Consider the following 19,825-nt stretch of genomic DNA (forward strand, 5'->3'; position numbering starts at 1 on the left):
GCTTTTCATGAATAAAAAGGAAGCTCGTTCTCATTTTTTAACAGAACGAAATTTACTTTCTGAAAAAGAAATAGAAAATTACTCTTTAAAGATATTGGATCAATTTATCTTATCAGGACTCTCTCATTTTACTTCTTTTCATATTTTTCTTTCTATGAGAAATAAAAAAGAAGTCCAAACTTCATTTTTAATTAATTATTTGCATAAAAATAAAAAACAACTTTTTTGTCCTAAAATAAAAGATCATTCACTATCGCATTATATACTAACTCCTGACACAAATATGGAAATCAATAAATGGGGAATTCCGGAACCCAGGGGTAAAGAACCTGTAATTCAGCCATGTATTGATTGCATTTTTATTCCTTTATTGGCTTATGATAAAAAAGGAAACCGAGTAGGATATGGGAAAGGTTACTATGATAAATTTTTAAGTAATTTCCCCTTATCAAAAAAAATTGGGCTATCTTTTTTTAATCCAATAAATAAAATTACAGATATCTCCGATTGGGATTTAACTTTAGATTACATTATTACTCCTAATTATTTTTCTGCATTCCCAATGGATGAAAAATAAAATTTAAATTCTGATTTAAACTTTTCCGGATTCTTTTTTAGTATATAATTAGCCTTTTTATCTTGTGAAGTGAAAAATTTTTTATTCTTATCATAAAATTGGATTTTATATTTTACTGTCCCTATGGAATCGTGTAAAGCATTGAAATTTTCAAGACTTTTTTTATCCAGCTCTATTTTTACAAATTTAACTTTAAGAGAGTCCAAGCCATTCACTATTCTAGATACAAAAATTGTATCTTCCTGCGGGAAATACCCTTGTAATTGAGATAGTAAAAGTGTATCTATATCTTTATTAGATTTATTTTCTGCTGCTAAAATAGCCAAATCATAAACTTCTTGTAATTTTTGAGCAGTAATATGAGAAATTGCCTGTAAAGAGTCCATTTCACCCGAAGCATAATAGTTTTCGTTTTTATATCCTTTTATCTTTTTCGGATCTTTTTCTCCTTCATAATATTTATCTTTATTACAAGCAACAAAAAACAACAATAGGTTCAGTAAAATAAATTGAAATATATATTTAATTTTCATCCTTCTGTATTTTAAATTTAATCAAATTAATTTTATTATTCTTATCCGTCTGGCTAGCGATTAAAACATAGTTTTTTAATGAGGTTGTGGGAGTAGTCATAAAATCGATATACTTTTTCTTATCTAAAACTTCCACACCAAACAACTCACTGTCATACACTTGATAAATTAAAGCATTATCTGCAATTAATTTATTAAGTTCTTCTTTTCTTTGTTTAATTAATTCTGATTTTTGTTTTTCATCTGCGCTATTTAAAAGTGTTGAATAATAATATAACATAATTGCATAATCATCTGGCCTAAGTTTAAAATTTCTATGATTATCTTCTCCGTTATCTCTAATTTCTTTCAACCCCACCACAAAAGTTTCTTTTTTATAAATTGGTGAACTTACAATCATCTTTAATGTATCTGTGGTAGATTTATAAGAAAAACAACCATTACTTACGGCATAATATTCGGGAGAAAAGCCTTGTCTCTGAACAATAATTTCTAATTTAGATTTAATTAAGGTACCACGATCTGCATCATAAAAACAAAAATCATATGTATTTTTATTTTCATAGAATTTAATAAAACCATATACTATAAAGATAAGAACAATCAAAATAATTCCTACATATATATATGCCTTTGTTTTTATTGGTTTTTTATAATTAACTTCTTCTTTATCGGCTTGTTCATTTTTTCCTGATTCAGACTCAGTTGTATTGTTATTTAAAAGAGCTTCGTTAGGTTTTTCTGATTTTGTTATATGATTGTTTTGCGTATTTGAAAGAGACTCTAAATGTATGGTTTCTGTAAATTCGGTCCATCCTCTTCTATATCCACAATACTGAGCTAATAAATTAAGCATATCTATACGTGGTAATTTTTCAAATGGAGATTTAAAATAGGTGTAAAACCACTTTTCACTCACATTTCCTTTAACTTTTTGTCTCAAATGTTCCTGAAAGTATATAATATCTAATCCTTTCCACTGAGAAATATCAGGATTAGAAGAAGGAAAATCTTGTAAAAAAGTTTGAGCCACCTCCTTTTTTAGCCTATCAAACAACAATTCTTCCTGAGTTATCATTTGTAAATTAATTCTAAGTAATTGAAAATCATATGTGTTTTTTTGTAAAATACTATTTAGCGTTTTACAAACATATTACAATTGTTTATATTTCACAAGTACTATCATCTATTCTATATTTGCATCATAAACTTATAACAAAATATTTAAATTTAAAAACACAATGAAAAAAACAATTTTAAATTTCGCTGCTGTTGCTGTAATTGCAACTTCTTCATTTATCGCTTGTGATAAAAAACAAGCTACTGACGCTGCTCCAGCTGCTGATTCTACTGCTGTTGATTCAACTGCAGTTGATACTCAAGCACCTGCTCCAGCTGCTGATTCAACTAGCGTTAAAGCTGATTCTGCTAAAGATGCTTCAGTTAAAGAAGCTCCGGCTAAAGATGCTCCAGCTAAAGCTGAAGAAAGCAAATAATTTTTGTATAAAAGATTTAAACAAAAATACGAAAAAAGGTTACAATCCTGTAACCTTTTTTCAAATCTAAAAACCCTTTAATTCCTTAAAAATCAAAAAAAATATATAATTAAAAATCAAAAAGTTATGAAAAAAACAATTTTAAATTTCGCTGCTGTTGCTGTAATTGCAACTTCTTCATTTATCGCTTGTGATAAAAAACAAGCTAATCAAAACAATACTCCTGCTGATTCTGCTCAAGTGGATTCTGCTGCTTCTACAGTAATTGATTCTGTATCTAAAAAAGTTGATTCTTCTTCTGCTAGTGTTAAGGAAACAGTAAAAAATGCAGCCGGAGAGGTAAAAGATGCAGCTAAAGATGCAGCAAATGAAGTAAAAGATGCTGCTAAAAATGCAGCCGGAGATGTAAAAGATGCTGCAAACGATGTAAAAAATAAAGTTACTAAATAACGTTTTTTATAAAAATTTAAAAAAAAGGAAGTGTAATTACACTTCCTTTTTTTTATTATTTTTCTTTTAATTTTTCTCCTACATATTGCGATGCGGAAAAAGAAGTTAACATATTGGTTAGCATATCACTGGCTGCACTGGGGCTGTTGGGCAATAATATTAGGTTGGATCGATTGTTTGACCCTATGGAACTTAGTGTATCGTAATGTTGAGTAACCACTATTAATGAGGAGGCTTCTTGAGAGTTTATATTTACTCCGTTTAATACTTTAACGGATTCTTCTAATCCTTTAGCAATTTCTCTTCTTTGATCTGCTATTCCTTTTCCTTGTAATTGTTTACTTTCTGCCTCTGCTTTAGCTTTAGCAACAATCTTTATTCTTTCAGCTTCTGCTTCATATTCTGCAGCTATTTTTTCTCTTTCTGCTGAATTGATTCTGTTCATAGCTTGTTTTACCTGTTCATCGGGATCTATATCTGTAACCAATGTTTTTATTATTGTGTATCCATAGCTTTGCATAGCTTCTTGCAACTCTCCTTTAACCGCTATGGCAATATCATCTTTCCGTTCAAAAACGTCATCTAACCTTAGCTTAGGTACTTCAGCCCGTACAACATCAAAAACATATGAGGTAATTTGTTCATGCGGATTTTGTAATTTATAAAATGCATCATACACCGCAGATTGCATCACCTGATATTGAACGGAAACTTTAATTTTTACAAAAACATCATCTTTGGTTTTTGTCTCAATTGTAACATCCAGTTGTTGTATTTTAAGGGTTACTTTACCTGCAATGGAATCTATTATTGGTATTTTAAAATTAAATCCCGGCTGACGAATACTTTGAAATTTTCCTAATCGCTCTACAATCACTATAGTTTGTTGTTTAACGGTAAAAAAAGCTCCTAGTACTAATAGAAGAATAATAATAAAAATAAAGAAAACGATACAGTAAAATAGAAATACAATTACTTCCATAAATTTAATTGTTTAGTTTTGTTTTATAATTTATTTAAAGATATTAAAAATTATTTATACCTTTTATTATTATTTGTTTTTTTGTCCCATTAACATTAAATAGGATTTTAAAAACTCATCTATTTCCCCATTCATAACCCCATCTACATCTGAAGTTTCAGTCCCTGTTCGTACATCTTTTACCAGCCTGTATGGATGCATAACATAATTTCTAATCTGGCTTCCCCATTCTATTTTCATTTTACCTGCTTCTATTTCTTCTCGTTTGGCATTTCTTTTTTCCAACTCCATTTCAAATAATCTCGATTTTAATAATTGCAGGGCTTTTTCTTTATTTTGTAATTGTGACCGACTTTCTGTATTTTCTATTATGATTTCTTGTTCTTCTTGTGATTCATCTTTATATTTATACCTTAGTCTTACTCCTGTTTCCACTTTGTTAACATTTTGCCCCCCTGCTCCACTAGAACGAAAAGTATCCCATGAAATGGATGCCTGATTTATTTGTATATCTATAGAATCATCTACTAATGGATATACGTACACAGATGCAAATGAAGTATGCCGCTTCGCATTAGAATCAAAAGGGGATATCCTAACCAAACGATGAACTCCGTTTTCTCCTTTTAAATATCCAAAAGCGTATTCTCCATCAATTTCAAGAGTCACAGTTTTTACTCCTGCAACATCTCCTTCCTGATAATTGAGTTCTCTGACTTTGAATTTATGTTTTTCTGCCCACATGATATACATACGCATAAGCATGCCAACCCAATCACAACTTTCGGTACCTCCTGCTCCGGCAGTGATTTGTAAAATAGCGCTCAGATCGTCCCCTTCTGCAGATAGCATATTTTTAAATTCGATTTCTTCCAGTTTTTTATTCAATTTAAGATATTGTACTTCTATTTCTTCCTCAGAAACTTCTCCAGATTTATAAAAATCCAACAATACCGTTAAATCTTCATATAAAAGATAAACTTCATTATATTCTTCTATCCATCTTTTTTTTAACCGCAAATTTTTTAATAACAATTCTGCTTGTTTAGGATTATCCCAAAATGTAGGATCTGAAGATTTTTCTTCTTCATTCTGAACTTCTACCTGCTTTTTTTCTATTTCTAAATATTCATATAATCCCTGTATTCTGGATTGTATTTCTTTTAGATTTTCCTGTGTAACCATAGATTGCAAAAATACTAATTTTCAGATTTATATTTTTATACTGTTTATTACACAATAAATTATATATACAACCTATTTAAATTCGTAAATCTTGTGCTTTATATATTAAAATTCAAGTTTAATTCCATCTATAGAATAGAGTAAAGAACTTTTATAAAGTTTGAAATTATATAAATACACTTTTTAAATTAAATCGTAAACGAGTACTATTAATGAGAAAATTATTTAACAAAAAAAGCCCCGCAATTTCGGGGCTTTTTTTGTTTATTATTTATGCTCTGGATTATTTCCCTTTTAGACACTGAGCGATCTTATCCTCTCTGCCTTTGCCCTCTTCCATACTGCAATTATACTTTTTCTTTATCGACGCTAAGGTGGTTTTCACATATTTTCCTCCTTTATTTAGGTAATACACATTTTGCTGACCTTGTTCTCTATTTTCGGTAGTAGTATCATTCCTTAATGTTACTGCTGTTAATTTATGCACAGAATACAGTTTATTGGCTACTATTTCTTTGGCCAGAATTGTTTCTCCTTCTATTTCCATGGGTTTATAAGTTACCGTTTTTACTTCTTTGCTAAACATTTTTGCTGGTAACTGATACTCTATCTTATCTATCTGGTCTATGCTTATTTTCATCCTTTTACCTCCTTTGGGCTTTAGCTTGATCTCTTTCATAAATTTCTTACCCTTAATTCTTACGCCTATGCCCATTACTTTTATCCGGGTATTGTTTACATTCATCATAGATCTGCCTTCCTTGATTTCTCCGTTTTTTAAATATACTTTGGAAGCTACTTTTATGCCTCCTGTTTGTGCGTTGACTCCTATTCCTATCAGGAATATTATACTCATTAGTAAAAACTTTTTCATAGTTGTTTTGTTTTATTAATTATTTTGTTTTTAATGTCTTTGAAAGCCCTCGCAATTGCGAGGGGTTTTTTAGTTATTTTAATTCATTCCACTTCTCTTCAAAATATTCTTGTGATATTTTTTCATACTTAAGATGATTAATAAAATACAGATAATCAACATCTTCATCAGCCCAAAAACCTATTTCATTTTTTTTATTAGGTAAACGAACTATTATCCTTCCATTTTCATTCAAACCTATTTCTCTTTTAACTTCATTTTTATAATTCCAATCATTATATTCAAACTCAAGTAACCAATAAGTTACTTTATTTTCCTCATTAGATTTGTGTGTAAATAGTTTATCCAATATCCAAAAGAATAGACATCCTTTACTTTCAATTACTTTACCCTTTGATTCTTCTAATTTTACTTTTAAGTATTTCACAATAATATTTATCTAGTTTTTAAATGAAAATGTCCAGCTTCTTGTAATCCGAGCTTATCTTTCACTGGCAACGAAGTTCTTCTTAACATTTGATTAATTTTCTGCATACCTGGATTAGGAATTTCATTCAAATATTTAGGGCTAGCTCCCCACTTAAACCCTACTGTACCTTGTCCTAATGTCCTACTATATGTATTCCCAGGAGTTAAAGTGAATTTATTATTAGCACCTCTAAACCATTGATTTGCTGGACCTGACATTTTAGCACTAAAACCTAACATTACTGCACCATAGGTAGCTCCTACATAATCTCCATCTCTGGCAGATACATAAGTTTCGATTCCCCCTGCTAAAAATCCTAATGGTGGAGCCACTGAAGATGCTATACTTGTCATTACTGGATTAGTATCTACCATTACTATATCAAACTGGCTCTTTCCTTGAAATGGATTAGGCAAACCTATGCTAGGGGATCCATAAGTAGGATATGTAAAAGTAGTATTAGTCCCTTCCAAAGTAGCATCTATGTCACCAACAAAAACTCCATAATCCTGACTATCGACCATTCCTTTAGAAGAAAAAGTTGATCTATTTTTTAATCCATCATTATAATCAGTAAATACAGCCCAGTCTCCACTATCATGCTTTATTACATCAACTTTATTATTTCCATATCTCATTTTATTTGCATATCTCTCTGCATTCCTATGTGCCTTAGACCAAGTTATTTTATGCCAAAAACTATCGGGATTACTTTTTGGTTCTCCCTCCATCCCTGTAGGATCTGTAAACTTAATTGGATTTTGATAAGTATACTGATACGGAGTCATTGTTTCTTCAAACATTGGATCCAAACTTAAAAAGATAGACTCCCTCGGGTTATAGTATCTTGCCCCGTAATAGTATAACCCCGTTTCCTCATCCAGTTCCTTGCCATTAAACAAATAAGGGGTATTCCAACTCTGGTTCCTTTCCTCAATAAACACCTCCCCAAATGGTACATATTCTACATGCTGTACTATTTGTGCGTCTAAGTTAGTAATATAACTGCTACTTCCCAAATGATCTGCATGATAATAATACTGCATCTTTTCATATTCTTCATTCCCTTTGCCGATTCCGCCTCCATAGGCTTGGAGTTTTTTATCCTTTCCTTCACAGCAGAAGCCTGCTCCGTTTACATAATCATTATGGTCTTTTCCATGGTAAGGCACTTCAAAATACGCATAGTTGTCTTTTATATCCTGCAGGCTACGTTCGTATTTTTCTTTCCAGTTTATTTTTACTCCTCGTAGGTCATCGCCGGCATATTCTATTCTGCGCGGGTCTGCCCCGAAGCTTTCTATATCGCCGAGTTTACTTACTATTCGTTGGCTTCCTATGTAGTAATGCTTGGTGTATTTCCCATTAGGGCTCACTACTAAATACGGATTGATATAGGCGGTGAATCGTCCGGTTTGGGTGTTCCCTCCGGCAAATAGTGCGTTTACATACATCTGTTCACTCTCTCCGCTGGTTTTTATCACTCTTTCTCCTGAGGCATCATACCAATAGTTGCTTACATATCCGTTGTCATCTAGGGCGCGTAGGCGGTTTTCTTCATCCCAAAGCAGTTTCCTTTCTCCGGTTTTATCGGTTAAGGTGCCGTCTTTCTTTTTCTGGCTGGTATTTACGTAAATAAGGTTCCCGTTAGGGTCATACTGCCAGTCTTGTTTTTGTTCTCGTTTTTCTTGGATTTTTTCTTCTTCGTTACGGTAATTCTGATCTGCCAGTGAGGTGATTTGATTCTTTTTGTGGGAATCATACTTATATTTCAGCTCATACCCTGCACTCAGCCCTCCGTCAAACATAATGTTCTTTTGGGTCAGGTCTTGTTTTTTACTTACTATGTTATGCAGGTTATCATACTCCATGGTGAGTTGGTATCCGGCGGTTTTCCCGTCTGCTCCGGTATAGGTGCCTGCGGCTGAGGATAAGCGGTATAGGCTGTCATAGGTGTACTCATGCTTCATTTGTCCTCCCGGATTATTCGATGAATTTCCCGGTAGTGGGGCCTGGTTGGCTACACTTAATACATTGCTTACGGCATCGTAGGTATAACGGTTATCCATTATCTGGGTTCGGTTGCCTGTCGGAGTCCATACTTGTAAGTCCGTCAGCCTGCGGCGTTGTGGATCATAGGTATAGGTGGTTTCGGTACCGTTGCAGTATTTCAGGTAGTTCCTTTGCTCGAATTTATCATAACCTATCTGGTTTACATAGTTGTAGCTGTAGGACTTGCTGCCTTTTACTCCGGTCAATAGCCCGGCTGTATTGTAGCTATAGCTTACTTTTTCTTCATCCGGATAGATGATCTGTTCTATTCGGTTCCAGCTGTCATAGCGCATCTGGGTGACATAGGTGGCTATGGCCTGGTTCGGAATAATCACGGTGCGGCGTACTTCGGTTACTTCTCCCAGGGTTCCGTATTTAAATTCTTGGGCTCCGGTGGCATCTTCTTGCAGCATAAGCCTGCCGACACGGTTTTCTTTGGCATTTTTATTCCCGTAGTAATAGGTTACATTGTTTTCGGGATGTTCCGGATAGGTAATTTTATTTAGCCGTGTATATTCGTATTCATAGTTTATAGTTTTGCCGGTTGGGGCTAAGTTTGAGGTCTGGCGGCTAATTACATTTCCTAGGTCATCATAGGCTAAGGTTACGGTTCCGGCGGAAGGATGGGTAATTTGTGTTCTTCTTCCCAGCATATCATATCGGGAAGTGGTCTTCTGTCCTTCGGTATCGGTTACCTCGGTCAACTGTTGGATGTCGTCGTAGGTGAAACGGGTGGTTATAGTTCCTGATGGACCGGATAATTGTTCGGTTTTTACTGTTAATCCGGATCCGTTGGTATAGGTGGCCTGTTTTCCTCCTAAGGCATCGGTGGTAGTGGTTACCCGGGTACGATCCGAAGGGTTCAGGGTATAGGCTGCGGTACTCTGGGTTTCATCCGGAAGGGTGGTTTCCAACATTCGGTCTAAGACATCGTAACGCGTGCGCGTTGGGGCTACGGTATCAAAGGTGCGGTTGAATATGAGTTTGTTGGACGGGTCTTCGGTTACGGGATAGTAACTTTCAATTACTCTTCCAAACGGGTCATATTTGTTTCTACCGCTTACTATCCAGACTTCTTGGGTCTTCGGATGGCTTCCTTGTGCATCGGTTTCGGTGATTATTCCTTCTTTTTTTACTTGTAGGGCTGCTCCGAAGCCGTCTACAAAGCTTACCGTTTCTATATCGTCTCCCGGGTGCTGCGGGTCGTAATGTCGGGTTACGGCATAGGCCGGACGTTTTATTTCGCCGTTCTCATCTAATTCTGCCGTAGGCTGATATTCGTTTTTAATGGTATAGGGCACATTGAGCTCCAGTTCGTTAGGACCGGTTACCGTTAGGATTCTTCCTAAATTATCCAGGGTGGTTTCCATAAAGTACCCGTTGATGTCTTTTGAACTTAACGGTATGCCGTATCGGTAGTCATAATTTTCTAACTGGCTGGTATACCCGTAGGCATCGTCTATGCGTTCTACATACATATGGTATTTTGAATCATATCGGTATTTATACCACATCTGTTCGTTTTTGTGGTTTCCCGGTAAGGTTTTTTGTGTAATATTCCCGTAAATATCATAAGTATATTTAGTTGTAACAGGTGCTCCTCCTTCTAAATACTTCGTTATTTGGGTTATATGATTGGCATAATTCAGGTCGTAAGAAACATCTGTTTCCCTGCTTGTTCCTCCCTGGTTATTTGTTACCACCACTTTGGAGATCAGCCCGTAAATATGTTTGGCAGGATTTGCGGTATAGGATATCCGGGTCTGGTAATTGCTTGGTCCGGTTCCGTTTTCTCCTAAATTTCCTTTGTCACTATATTTATAATAAATAATTTCTCCTAAATTAGATGAAAGCCCTTTTATTCCATATTCATAGAAAGATTCATTTATTATCATTCCCCTATCTCCTCCTTCGTATACTTTATTTTGGGTATATTTAAGCGGGGTATAGGTCGATTGGTTATCGGAACATAAGGGGGTGCTAGTTATTTCATAATCGGCTACTCCTTTTTGTTTTACTTCATATTCGTAATATTTATGTAATGTTTCTGTGTATTTATTCCCGGATCCGTCCTGCAAGGTGCTCTTGAGCAGATTGCCGGCATGGTAGTAATCGCTTACGTCATATTCTTGTATTGTGCTTCGGTAGATTTCATTGTTTTTTTCGGTATCGATGCTGTGGATCTCTACTTTGCCGAATCCTAAGAATTCTCGCTCGTGCCTGTCTTGTTTCCCTTGGGTATATACATATTCTACTCGGGTATTGGAGCCGTCATCTTTTATGCCGTCTTCGGTCTCTACTGAGGATAATACCCATTTCCCCCCGGGATGGTCATAGGTGGCCGCGGTATGGGTATAATCTAAGGTGAATTTTCCACCTAGGGAATTGGATACCGTTTTGAGTTTATTGGTTTTTCCTATAGCCGACCTTTTTACTTTTATACTTCCTGTATTGCTTGTCCAAACCATATCGGGATACCCATCTGCATCTACATCTTTTATTTCAAAAGAGGTTACTGCGGTGGAAGTGGTAGAGCTGACTCCCGGGTTAAGCGTTAATTTTAATGGAATTGAAAATGGCAACGGAATCGTAATATTTATGTTATAGGAAACATTCGTAGATATACTTACTGAGGAAGACTTGGAAATGCGGCTCATTTGCTTCCATTCTATTTCTCGGGCAAAGGAGGCTCCTTTATTTAGGGAAACCCAGGCGTGCCCATCACTCATTCGTACTTTATCTACCAACCCGTCATTGTTTACATCTATAAAGCTGAATTTTGAAGTATTGGTAACTGTATTTACATTAATTCCTCCGGAAAAACTTGAAGAAGCTACATCTTGACTTTTTGCTTTTCTAAATGCTTCTAAACCTAGTTCTACTCCTCCACTTATGATTTCGGATTTACCTTTCTGTATTTCGTCTATATCCCAATCTATCTCTGATGTAAAGCCATAGCCTAAGTTTAGGCGTACTTTTCCATTTTTATATATTTTGTCAGGAAGTCCGTCTCCATTGATATCCATAAGGGTATGTTCTACTTTTTCACTGATTTTAGGTGCGCTAAATGATAAATCTACTGAACTGATCCCTACTTCTGAGGCTTTTGCATTTGCTGAGTTCTTTTTTTCCCCATCACCTTTTTTGGTTAATATGGAAACGGCTGTAATAGGGTTGGCACCAAAAGCATAAGCTTTACTGGTACTGGTACTGTAGTGGTTCCCTTTATAGCCTTTACCGGCATCGGCTATTTCTCCGTCAAATCCTCCCCGGGTATTGGTATATTGGATTTTATGGGGGGTGATGATATCCGGATAGCCGTCCCCATTCATATCGGAAAATGATATTTTGGTTTCATCTGAACCTTCGGAATCACTATAATTAAGCGAAACTCCTACAGATGCTCCCACCTGTTTAGTGGTATTTTTAGATTTGCTGGTAAGATTTACTCCCACTGCTGTTGATCCTTGTAAACATCCTCCTTCTTTGGATGGTTTACTGCTCATTCCTTCTAAAGGATTAGTCAGCCGTACTTCTTTTTCTCCTAAACGGGAAGCACTCATTATGGTGCCTTTGTTATACACGTATCTGTCTGCTCCAGCCCAATAACTTTTGGTTTCTGTATCTAATCCTATAGGGATAAATATCATGGTCCTTGGATCCAACTGCGTATTTTCATTTTCCGGAAGGACCAATTCTTTTTCTTTCATAGGCTGGGCATACCGTCCGGCATTGGCATTGTATATAAATTGTCCCCAGCCTCTATACATGGGACCGAATCCTCTTTCTTGCTCCGGGGTAAATACGTTTCCTCTGATTTGGTCTGGAAGACCTTTTTCCGGCTGAATTGTAAATTGTAAGGCTTTCAGGTTTTTGATGATTCCTTTATCTTGTGTATATCCTTCTACCCATATATTTTCTGTGGCGGAAAGAGAGGCGGTTACTTCTATTTCTTTAGCCGGTGAATTGGTGATTATTCCTTTGTATAGGGTTATTGTATATTCTCCTAATAAGCCGGTTTTTTTCTTGACGGAAATATGTATATCTCCACTAAATTCGTCAACTTCTGATGGGTTTTCAGGAATTATATGCGAAGTAATGGTAAATTTCTTGGTCGGTTTTTCTCCGTCTGTTGCTTGGTCAAAATTTACCGGATAATAACTCCCTTGTTGTATTTGTCGGTAAATACTGTAATTAACAGTCGCCGGTAAAAAATCATCATCTTCATCTACTTTTATTTGGGGTTTCCAGTTTACTTCTTTCCAATTCACATTAGTAGGCGAAGTAAGAGAAAAATAAAAGTTAGTGAAGGTTGAGCCTTCTGGAACTTTTATTTCTAAATTCCCTGCGTAGGTTTCATTCCAAGCAAAGGTTTTTTCGTAAACCTGTACTTCTTGTGAGCGATCATCATTCGCCTGAATCACTTTAACTGTTACATTATCTGAGGTAATCGGCTTTTCTAAAACTCCTGATATTATTACTTTTTTAAATTCCGGTACGCGAGTTACTGTACTTTGAGAGGCTATGTTGGCTTCTTTTGATGGGAAAATGTATACTTTCTGACCATCCGGATTCTCAATATCGAGTGCGGTTTTGATATTTTCTGATTCTATATAGGTTATTACAGGATCCCAATTTACCTGGTCAAAACTACCATTAGACATTTCTTGATTTCCGGACTGTACTCTAAAATAAATTTTATCTCCTTGGCTTATAGTCTCCGGCAGGGTTACATGGGTTGGGTAAGATGAAAAATCTCCTTTGTTTATACTTTTATTCCATCTTTCGGTCCCTTTAAATTGTATGGCTACTCTTACTCCATCCGATTTTTCGTATTCTTCGGGATCATAATCTCCTTGTGGTGACAGAAGCTGCACGTCTCCTTCTATTTTTATTTTCCCGTCAAAGGGGGCTTCCCATACTTTTACTATATCGTAAAGCGGAGAGTTGTAAATGAGATCTTCTTGTTCTTTAGGATCTACCTGGGTATCTGAACTGTCTACAAAGCCTCCTCCCATAATAGGGCTTGGGGTAAGTGAACTTTGCTGGGTAAAACTAGGAACCGGATTTCCTTCTTTGTCCCAGGTTATATGGTTAAAATATACTTTCCCATGGGATACTATATCTATAAGTCCATCATGGTTTACATCTGTAAAATAAACAGTAGTTGTTGTATTAGTACTCCCGGTGCTTTTTCCTACTGTTGCCGAAGCTATTCCAAATCCCGCCCTAGCTGAACCGCCTCCGTTGGAAGTGTTAGACTTGGTTTTAGAAAATTGGTTTACTCCTTTTATGGCTATAGGTTTACCAAAATTATCTCCTTTGAAAGGGGGTAATAGACATGGCTCATAATAAAGCATTCCTTTTTCCTGGTATACTTTATCCGGCAACCCGTCTCCGTTTATATCTATAAATGTGGATTTTCCTTCTGTAACGCTGGTTGAATAACTATAACTTCCTCCCGCAGTACCACTGTTGAAAACTGTATCTCCGTTAAAGTATCCTAATCCTGTATAAAATGAACCTCCATAGGAAGTGGTGTTACTTTGGTTTAGTCTTACTCCTTGACTTGCCCAAGATTCTTCCTCTTCTTTAAATGGGACATATCCTTCTTGTGATTTTACATCGTCATAATAATCAAAACGGTTGGAAGTAAATTCTTCCCCTTTATCGTCTTTATGGGTTACCTGGTCTAAAAGATCTGTATAAAAAGCTCCTGATTTATATTGTAGGTCATATTCTCTTAGTTTTTTTCCTTCAAAATTTACTTCTACACGGGTTAAAAGTTGGTTTTGGGAAGCTAAAAAACCATATCGGGCATTACTTTTTTGTTTTTGTTTTTGTTGGGTTTTGTCGAATTTTACTACGGTATGGGGCGATTCTCCTCGGTTTCCGGCATGGACTTCTTTCAGGTATAAGGCCTTTGAGGTGATTCCGCCTCTTACGGGTTCGTCTACCTGTTCGTATATATACTCTATGTAATCGCCATGAAGTTCTTCTACTCGTGAAAGTTTCCATTCGGCTATTACTTCTTGTTGTTCTCCATTGGCATTGGTGAAGTTCCCTTTAAGTACCCCGTTATTCCCTCCATAGGTATAACGGGTCCCTTTGCGGTCTGTTACTTCCCAAGTATAACTCCCCGGGGTGTTCCCTTTTCTTATTATGCGGGAGAAACTGCCTTCTTTTCGTTGGTAAAAAAGACGGTCCTGTACTCGGGCTTCTTTTTCTCCACGGTGTGCTAATAGGGGCTTTCCGTCGGCTCCACGGGTTAATAACTGAACTCCCTCTAAAAGATAAGTTTCGGTTTCCCGGGTTTTATCATATCGGGGAACTCCCCAACGGGTATCTAAGGTGATTCCGGGGATGTTTAAATCCCAACCTTCTCCCAACCAACCGTCGGAAGCATCACTATTGTATTGTATGCTTAATGATGGTATCATTCCGTTTCGTGCCGGTGGCATCTCAAAGTTGTATGACAAACCGGCTGTTCCTTTGTTGTTCGATTGGGGAGGAGAAAGTACGTTTACTTTTGCCAAAGGGTCGGCTACCTTAATGTCACTCATCGTGGTAGGGGTAAATCCTTGGGTCTCGGGCGACTCCGGCGCTTGTACCACTCCATTTATCATATCTGTAAAATGGGTAGTATGGGATATTATTATTTGTTTTTGGGTGTCTACACTATCTCGTTCTAATGCTACCCAGTGGCGGCTGTTTATGTCAAAATAGTAGGTTTTAATATCTTTTTCGGTATAGCCGTTCGGTATCTTGGTCCGGTCATAGGCTATCTTTACGGTTGCTCCTTCTTTAAAATGCTCTCCGTGTGGTAAAAATTTGTATCCTTCGGAGCCTGAGGTTACATTTTGTAATCCCATGTCTAAAGGGGGTAAATCTACTGACCTTAATCCTCGGATTATTATATTTTTATCTGTGAGCAATTTCTCTCCTTGTACTTCTATTTTTGCTCCTGATAAGGAAAGGTGATTTTGGCTATTCTGTTTTTTAAAGGTTTTCTGGGTTTCTAAAGGTGCTGCTGACAGGGTATGGTGGTAATCCGGTTTGCCTGAAATGATACGGGTTAATATTTTATTTTTATTTTGTCCCGTGCTTATTTCTACTTCCGAAACTACTCCGGGTAGTATGGTTTCAAACCTTCCGTTATTTACGTAAACCTGATTCCCGTTAATTTCTATTTGGTGAAGAGATTTTTGTGTTGTAAAGCCTTTTACATAGGTATCGTTCCCTGCATAGGCATAAGATTCGGCTACTACTTCTCGTGAGGCGATTGGGGTGGGATCTATTTCTATGGCTAGGTTCTTTATTTTATATCCGTATTCAGCTTTTTCGGGAACTGTAAATAATATATAGTTTTCTCCTTTTTTAATTTCATCATATCGCAGCTCTTCTTTCTGGAGCGTCCATCGGGCATTGGATTGTACGAGATAACCTCCTTGGGAGGGTAAATCGTTAATGCTTCGGGAAACCCCGCTTTGGTCCGATACTCCGTAAAGTTCATAGGTTAAGTATACTCTTTGATTTTTCTCGGGGGCTTTTTCCAGGTAGACCTGGAACATATTGTCTTCGGGATTATCAAAGTTTTTGTGGGCTACTTTGCCTATTTCTCCTTCATCCTGCCCGGATTTGTAATAATAGAGTGTTGCCGGGGATTGTATCTTTCTATTGAAAAGTGTTTTTTTTGCTGATTCTTGCCTGGCGGATGTTTCTATATTTTTTAGCTCTGCTTCCTGTCCGGAAAATTCTGCGGAACGGGCTTTTTTTCCTTTTTGTATTACGGAAATGCGTACAGTTTTTCTTTTTACTCCCCGTGCTTTGGACAGATAGGGGGCAAAACTCTGAAAAACCATTGTTATAAGTAGGAAATAGGCGATTCCTTTTGCTCGTTTCTGGCTTAATTTCATCATGGTATGACTGAATTTCTAGTTAGTTTATGCTTATTTTCTTGGTAAATTCTCCTTCTGAAGTAAATACTTTTACGATATAAACTCCTTTAGGCAGGGTATCTAATTCTATCTGATGCTCGATTTTGCTTTCTGATATATCTTTACTATACATCAGGTTTCCTGAAAAATCAAATACTGCTAAAGTCAACGTTGAGGATTCTTTTAGTTGTATTTTGGCTGTAATGGATGATTTATTGGTAAAGTCTTTATAATATAATACTAAATTATTGGCTTTATCTTCTTCTTCTTGTGGGGTAGGTATAATAGGGGCTATGGTTGCCTTGCAATTGGTTTCTAAGGTTATGGGGGTTTCTATGGTGGATTCTGATAAATCCTGCCTTTGTACTCCTTGTAAATGCCATGGGTGTGGCTTATGGTGTTTTATGTTATAAATCCCTTCTCCCGGGTCATTGAGTTTAACGGTGTAATATTGTTTAATATTATCGGAAAATTTATCGGTAGCGACGGTTGTTCCGTTTACTTTATATTCTACTATCCCGGGGGCTGTATTCTGTACCTGAATGAAATCTCCGGCACTAAGCTGAATCCCTTCTATTGAGGTAGGTTTTTTTATGTTATCGGTGATCTTATATATTTTTCCCTGAGTAATTTCAATTCCGTTTCTTACATATATATCCGGCAAACCGGGTACCGGTGGGGTAAAGCCCATCTGGTAATTTTGAGCTTCGGATTTATAATGGGTTTCTAAAAAACCATAGGAGGTTGAGGAGTTTACATAAAACTGACTGTTCCCCTTGGATTCTATATTCTCTGTTGTAGGTACCAGGTTAAAACCTCCTATTTCTTTTAGCTTTAATGTGTAATTCCCTAATGGGATGCCTGGGATCTCATATTTTTCTTTGCCAAAGAAGGTGCCTTCTTTTTCTATTTGGGTGGTCTCTATATTATAAAGCTGATACTGAAAGCCTTCGTCGCCTCTTTCTATTTTTAGGGTTATTTTTCCGTCTTTTTGTGAGGCTCCTAAGTCATCACAACTCGGGTTTTCTTTTTCTATTTTAGCTATCAGATTGCTTTCTCTGTAAGCGAAGGTAAAGGCATCTTTGCCATTATTATCTGTATCGAAAAAGATATTGTTGAATATAATTTTTGTTCGATCCTTATCATTTTCGTCTACAGGGTATATTTCTGTATTTTCCGGGTTAAAATTGCCTGTCCCGGAGCGGTCTATTAACAAATAGCTAAGGGACCCTGTGGGTTGGGAATAATTTGCAAATTCTTCAGCCCTTCCTTTGCCATAGGAGAGCTCTATTCTGTTGCCCGTATCTATAAAGCCCTCGGCGCGAAGGTTATTTATTTGGATGTCTTTTTTGTAATTATAGGCTCCGATACTTACATAAAAATCTTTATCTATATCTTCTTTATCGATAAAGATTTGTGGCAATTCTTGACCGTCTTGCGGTAGCGCCCAACCGTTGGCACTGATTATAATTGATTCTTTGGTCTTGGTAATGCGTATTTGTGTTCCGGCGGTAGCTTTAAGTTTCCATAAGTCTTGGGATTTTAATACTCCTTTGATTATTGGGTAAATTTTTCCTTTTTCGTTAATATATATTCCATAATCATTAGCATTATTTATTTCAGGAATACTCGGGGTCCCGAATTTAACAAGCAGCGGCCCACTCCCTTGCCCTACTTCAAAATAAATCTGCCCTTCATAACCCGGCATCGGGCTTTCACTGACTAATGTCCCTGTGCCCGCACTCCCTCCGGGTTTCGTTATACTTATTTTATATCCTTTTTGTTCATAATCCAGGTTCTCTATTCTCCATTTCATCTGCTCCGGAACTGGTTGCCTCCCTCCCATATTGGTATTTAACAACCAGCTTCGCTTCATAAGCTTAAGTCCTAAATAACGTTCATCTGTTTGGGTCTCTATTCCTTTATTATCATCACCCCATAAGGCATAATCTTTGTCTTTCATGCTTTGATGGGCTGAAAGCCTCTCTATTACCAACAATTTATTCCTGTTGGGGAGCCCATAGCGGCTTGCATTAACTGATTTTCCTTGGCGTTCATAGGAATCGCCGGCTACACTATAGGAAAAGCTTGGATTTTCTTCGTAGGAGGTGGTCCCGCCTTTTTGGAATAATCCGCTTTTATCATCGCGTATCATGCCGGTGATCCTTTTGCTGTATTTTTTATCTTGGTCAAGATCCCATATTAGGTGACTTTCACTATCTAAATAGGAGCGTTCCAAGGTAAATCCATATTTTACGGCCAGGTAACTTTCTGTTTTTATCCTTTCTAACGGGGTTAATATACGTCCGTATATAAATAATTCCGGTATATAGGCTTCTGCATAGTCTCCGTCGCCCCCAGGTAGGTCAAATGTGGAAGTGTTATTTATATTGCTGGGATTGAAGTTATGTCCTAAGGATATTACTGAATGGTTTCTTACTCCCCATAGAGAGGTATGGGGTTTACCGGTCCGGTAATAGACAAAGGAACGAAGGGCTCTTTCTTTAAATTGGTTCATATCGGATTCGGGACTCTTCCCGCTATGGTACATAAAGTCATAGCCTTCTTCTGCCCCATAATCTAATATGCCTCTTTGGCTTTCTTTGCTGTTGATTATCTTATCTGTACTTAAGATAAAGCTATTCCCCGGGACTCCGTTGAATGTAAACATATTCTTGGGTTGGTCCATTGGGTCAGCCCTTAATGAAAACGCACCTATTATCGTCGCTGTGGTTAAATTTGATCCTTTAATGTATATTTCTTTGGATATTTCATTGTCGGAATTACAAAAATTGGATATGTTTTCTAATTGGTTCTTTATCGCATCTTTATCATTGGTATTAAAACTTAATGCCGGATTAAAGTTATAATTGCGCAGGTAGTTATCGGCTTTACCTAAATATTCAACTCCATAAGAAGCGCCTCGCGGATCGTAATACCTTACTTGTAGTGAGTCTCCGGAATAATCTTTCCATTTATATGATCCATACCAATCTTCGGTATGGGATACCGGCTGCATCCATAAAACTGCTCCGGGTACTCCGCCTGGACCTATTATTTTTTCTTGGGAATATAATAAACAGCTACATAAAGACACCAAAGTGTAGATCTTTTTCATAGTAGATATAGTTAGTTTATAAATGAACGGCAAAACTAAAAATTTATATTTTATATTCCAAAATTATTAATGTATATTATTTTTTATTGTTTGCTGTTTTAAATATAATCCCTCCTCCTTAGTTTTTATTACAAGATGTGTATTGCTGTTTT

Annotated in this window: 11 protein-coding genes; 3 read left to right on the plus strand and 8 right to left on the minus strand. The window is 36.5% G+C overall.

Going from position 1 to position 19,825, the window contains the following annotated elements; genetic code table 11:
* Window positions 1-7 precede the first annotated feature (7 nt).
* The gene (locus C4S76_RS09220; protein WP_181044097.1) at window positions 8-577 is read left to right on the plus strand and encodes a 5-formyltetrahydrofolate cyclo-ligase; all 570 of its coding nucleotides are present in this window, start codon (window positions 8-10) and stop codon (window positions 575-577) included.
* Here C4S76_RS09220 and C4S76_RS09225 read toward each other — a convergent pair.
* Together C4S76_RS09225 and C4S76_RS09230 are read right to left on the minus strand one after the other, a co-directional pair.
* On the minus strand, window positions 544-1,110 hold the full coding sequence (locus C4S76_RS09225) for a hypothetical protein (protein ID WP_105194183.1): 567 nt from the start codon (window positions 1,108-1,110) through the stop codon (window positions 544-546). The genes C4S76_RS09220 and C4S76_RS09225 overlap by 34 nt on opposite strands.
* The gene (locus C4S76_RS09230; RefSeq protein WP_105194184.1) at window positions 1,100-2,188 is read right to left on the minus strand and encodes a hypothetical protein; all 1,089 of its coding nucleotides are present in this window, start codon (window positions 2,186-2,188) and stop codon (window positions 1,100-1,102) included. Before C4S76_RS09230 ends, C4S76_RS09225 begins: the two co-directional genes overlap by 11 nt.
* Before the next feature lie 163 nt (window positions 2,189-2,351).
* Here C4S76_RS09230 and C4S76_RS09235 point away from each other — a divergent pair, with 163 nt between their 5' ends.
* Window positions 2,352-2,606: a hypothetical protein gene (locus C4S76_RS09235; RefSeq protein WP_105194185.1), complete on the plus strand. Its 255-nt coding sequence runs from the start codon at window positions 2,352-2,354 to the stop codon at window positions 2,604-2,606.
* Between the two features lie 126 nt (window positions 2,607-2,732).
* Window positions 2,733-3,056, plus strand: a complete 324-nt coding sequence (locus tag C4S76_RS09240) for a hypothetical protein (protein ID WP_105194186.1) — start codon at window positions 2,733-2,735, stop codon at window positions 3,054-3,056.
* Between the two features lie 55 nt (window positions 3,057-3,111).
* Here the strand turns inward: C4S76_RS09240 and C4S76_RS09245 are convergent, their stop codons facing one another.
* The 6 genes from C4S76_RS09245 to C4S76_RS09270 all read right to left on the minus strand — a co-directional run bounded on the left by C4S76_RS09245 (window position 3,112) and on the right by C4S76_RS09270 (window position 19,673).
* Window positions 3,112-4,038, minus strand: coding sequence for an SPFH domain-containing protein (locus C4S76_RS09245; protein ID WP_105194187.1), 927 nt, complete (start codon window positions 4,036-4,038; stop codon window positions 3,112-3,114).
* Window positions 4,039-4,107: 69 nt separating this feature from the next.
* On the minus strand, window positions 4,108-5,223 hold the full coding sequence (gene prfB, locus C4S76_RS09250) for a peptide chain release factor 2 (RefSeq protein ID WP_105194188.1): 1,116 nt from the start codon (window positions 5,221-5,223) through the stop codon (window positions 4,108-4,110).
* A gap of 283 nt (window positions 5,224-5,506) precedes the next feature.
* Entirely contained in the window at window positions 5,507-6,079 is a 573-nt protein-coding gene (locus tag C4S76_RS09255; protein WP_105194189.1) for a hypothetical protein, read from the minus strand.
* A gap of 91 nt (window positions 6,080-6,170) precedes the next feature.
* A complete protein-coding gene (locus C4S76_RS09260; protein WP_105194190.1) occupies window positions 6,171-6,524 on the minus strand; it encodes a hypothetical protein in 354 nt (117 codons plus the stop codon).
* 8 nt (window positions 6,525-6,532) lie between these two features.
* Window positions 6,533-16,537: a SpvB/TcaC N-terminal domain-containing protein gene (locus C4S76_RS12160; RefSeq protein ID WP_105194191.1), complete on the minus strand. Its 10,005-nt coding sequence runs from the start codon at window positions 16,535-16,537 to the stop codon at window positions 6,533-6,535.
* Between the two features lie 19 nt (window positions 16,538-16,556).
* Window positions 16,557-19,673 carry a T9SS type A sorting domain-containing protein gene (locus C4S76_RS09270; protein WP_105193893.1) on the minus strand — a complete coding sequence of 1,039 codons (3,117 nt, stop codon included), beginning with the start codon at window positions 19,671-19,673 and terminating at the stop codon, window positions 16,557-16,559.
* Window positions 19,674-19,825 lie beyond the last annotated feature (152 nt).

It is taken from the genome of Apibacter adventoris (assembly GCF_002964965.1).
GTDB classification, from domain to species: Bacteria; Bacteroidota; Bacteroidia; order Flavobacteriales; family Weeksellaceae; genus Apibacter; species Apibacter adventoris.

Bases quoted from the DNA above. Each gene is read 5' to 3' on its own strand.
- C4S76_RS09225 (WP_105194183.1), bottom strand. From the start codon at position 1,110: ATGAAAATTAAATATATATTTCAATTTATTTTACTGAACCTATTGTTG.
- C4S76_RS12160 (WP_105194191.1), bottom strand. From the start codon at position 16,537: ATGATGAAATTAAGCCAGAAACGAGCAAAAGGAATCGCCTATTTCCTA.
- C4S76_RS09220 (WP_181044097.1), top strand. From the start codon at position 8: ATGAATAAAAAGGAAGCTCGTTCTCATTTTTTAACAGAACGAAATTTA.
- C4S76_RS09270 (WP_105193893.1), bottom strand. From the start codon at position 19,673: ATGAAAAAGATCTACACTTTGGTGTCTTTATGTAGCTGTTTATTATAT.
- C4S76_RS09245 (WP_105194187.1), bottom strand. From the start codon at position 4,038: ATGGAAGTAATTGTATTTCTATTTTACTGTATCGTTTTCTTTATTTTT.
- C4S76_RS09230 (WP_105194184.1), bottom strand. From the start codon at position 2,188: ATGATAACTCAGGAAGAATTGTTGTTTGATAGGCTAAAAAAGGAGGTG.
- C4S76_RS09255 (WP_105194189.1), bottom strand. From the start codon at position 6,079: ATGAGTATAATATTCCTGATAGGAATAGGAGTCAACGCACAAACAGGA.
- C4S76_RS09240 (WP_105194186.1), top strand. From the start codon at position 2,733: ATGAAAAAAACAATTTTAAATTTCGCTGCTGTTGCTGTAATTGCAACT.
- C4S76_RS09235 (WP_105194185.1), top strand. From the start codon at position 2,352: ATGAAAAAAACAATTTTAAATTTCGCTGCTGTTGCTGTAATTGCAACT.
- prfB (WP_105194188.1), bottom strand. From the start codon at position 5,223: ATGGTTACACAGGAAAATCTAAAAGAAATACAATCCAGAATACAGGGA.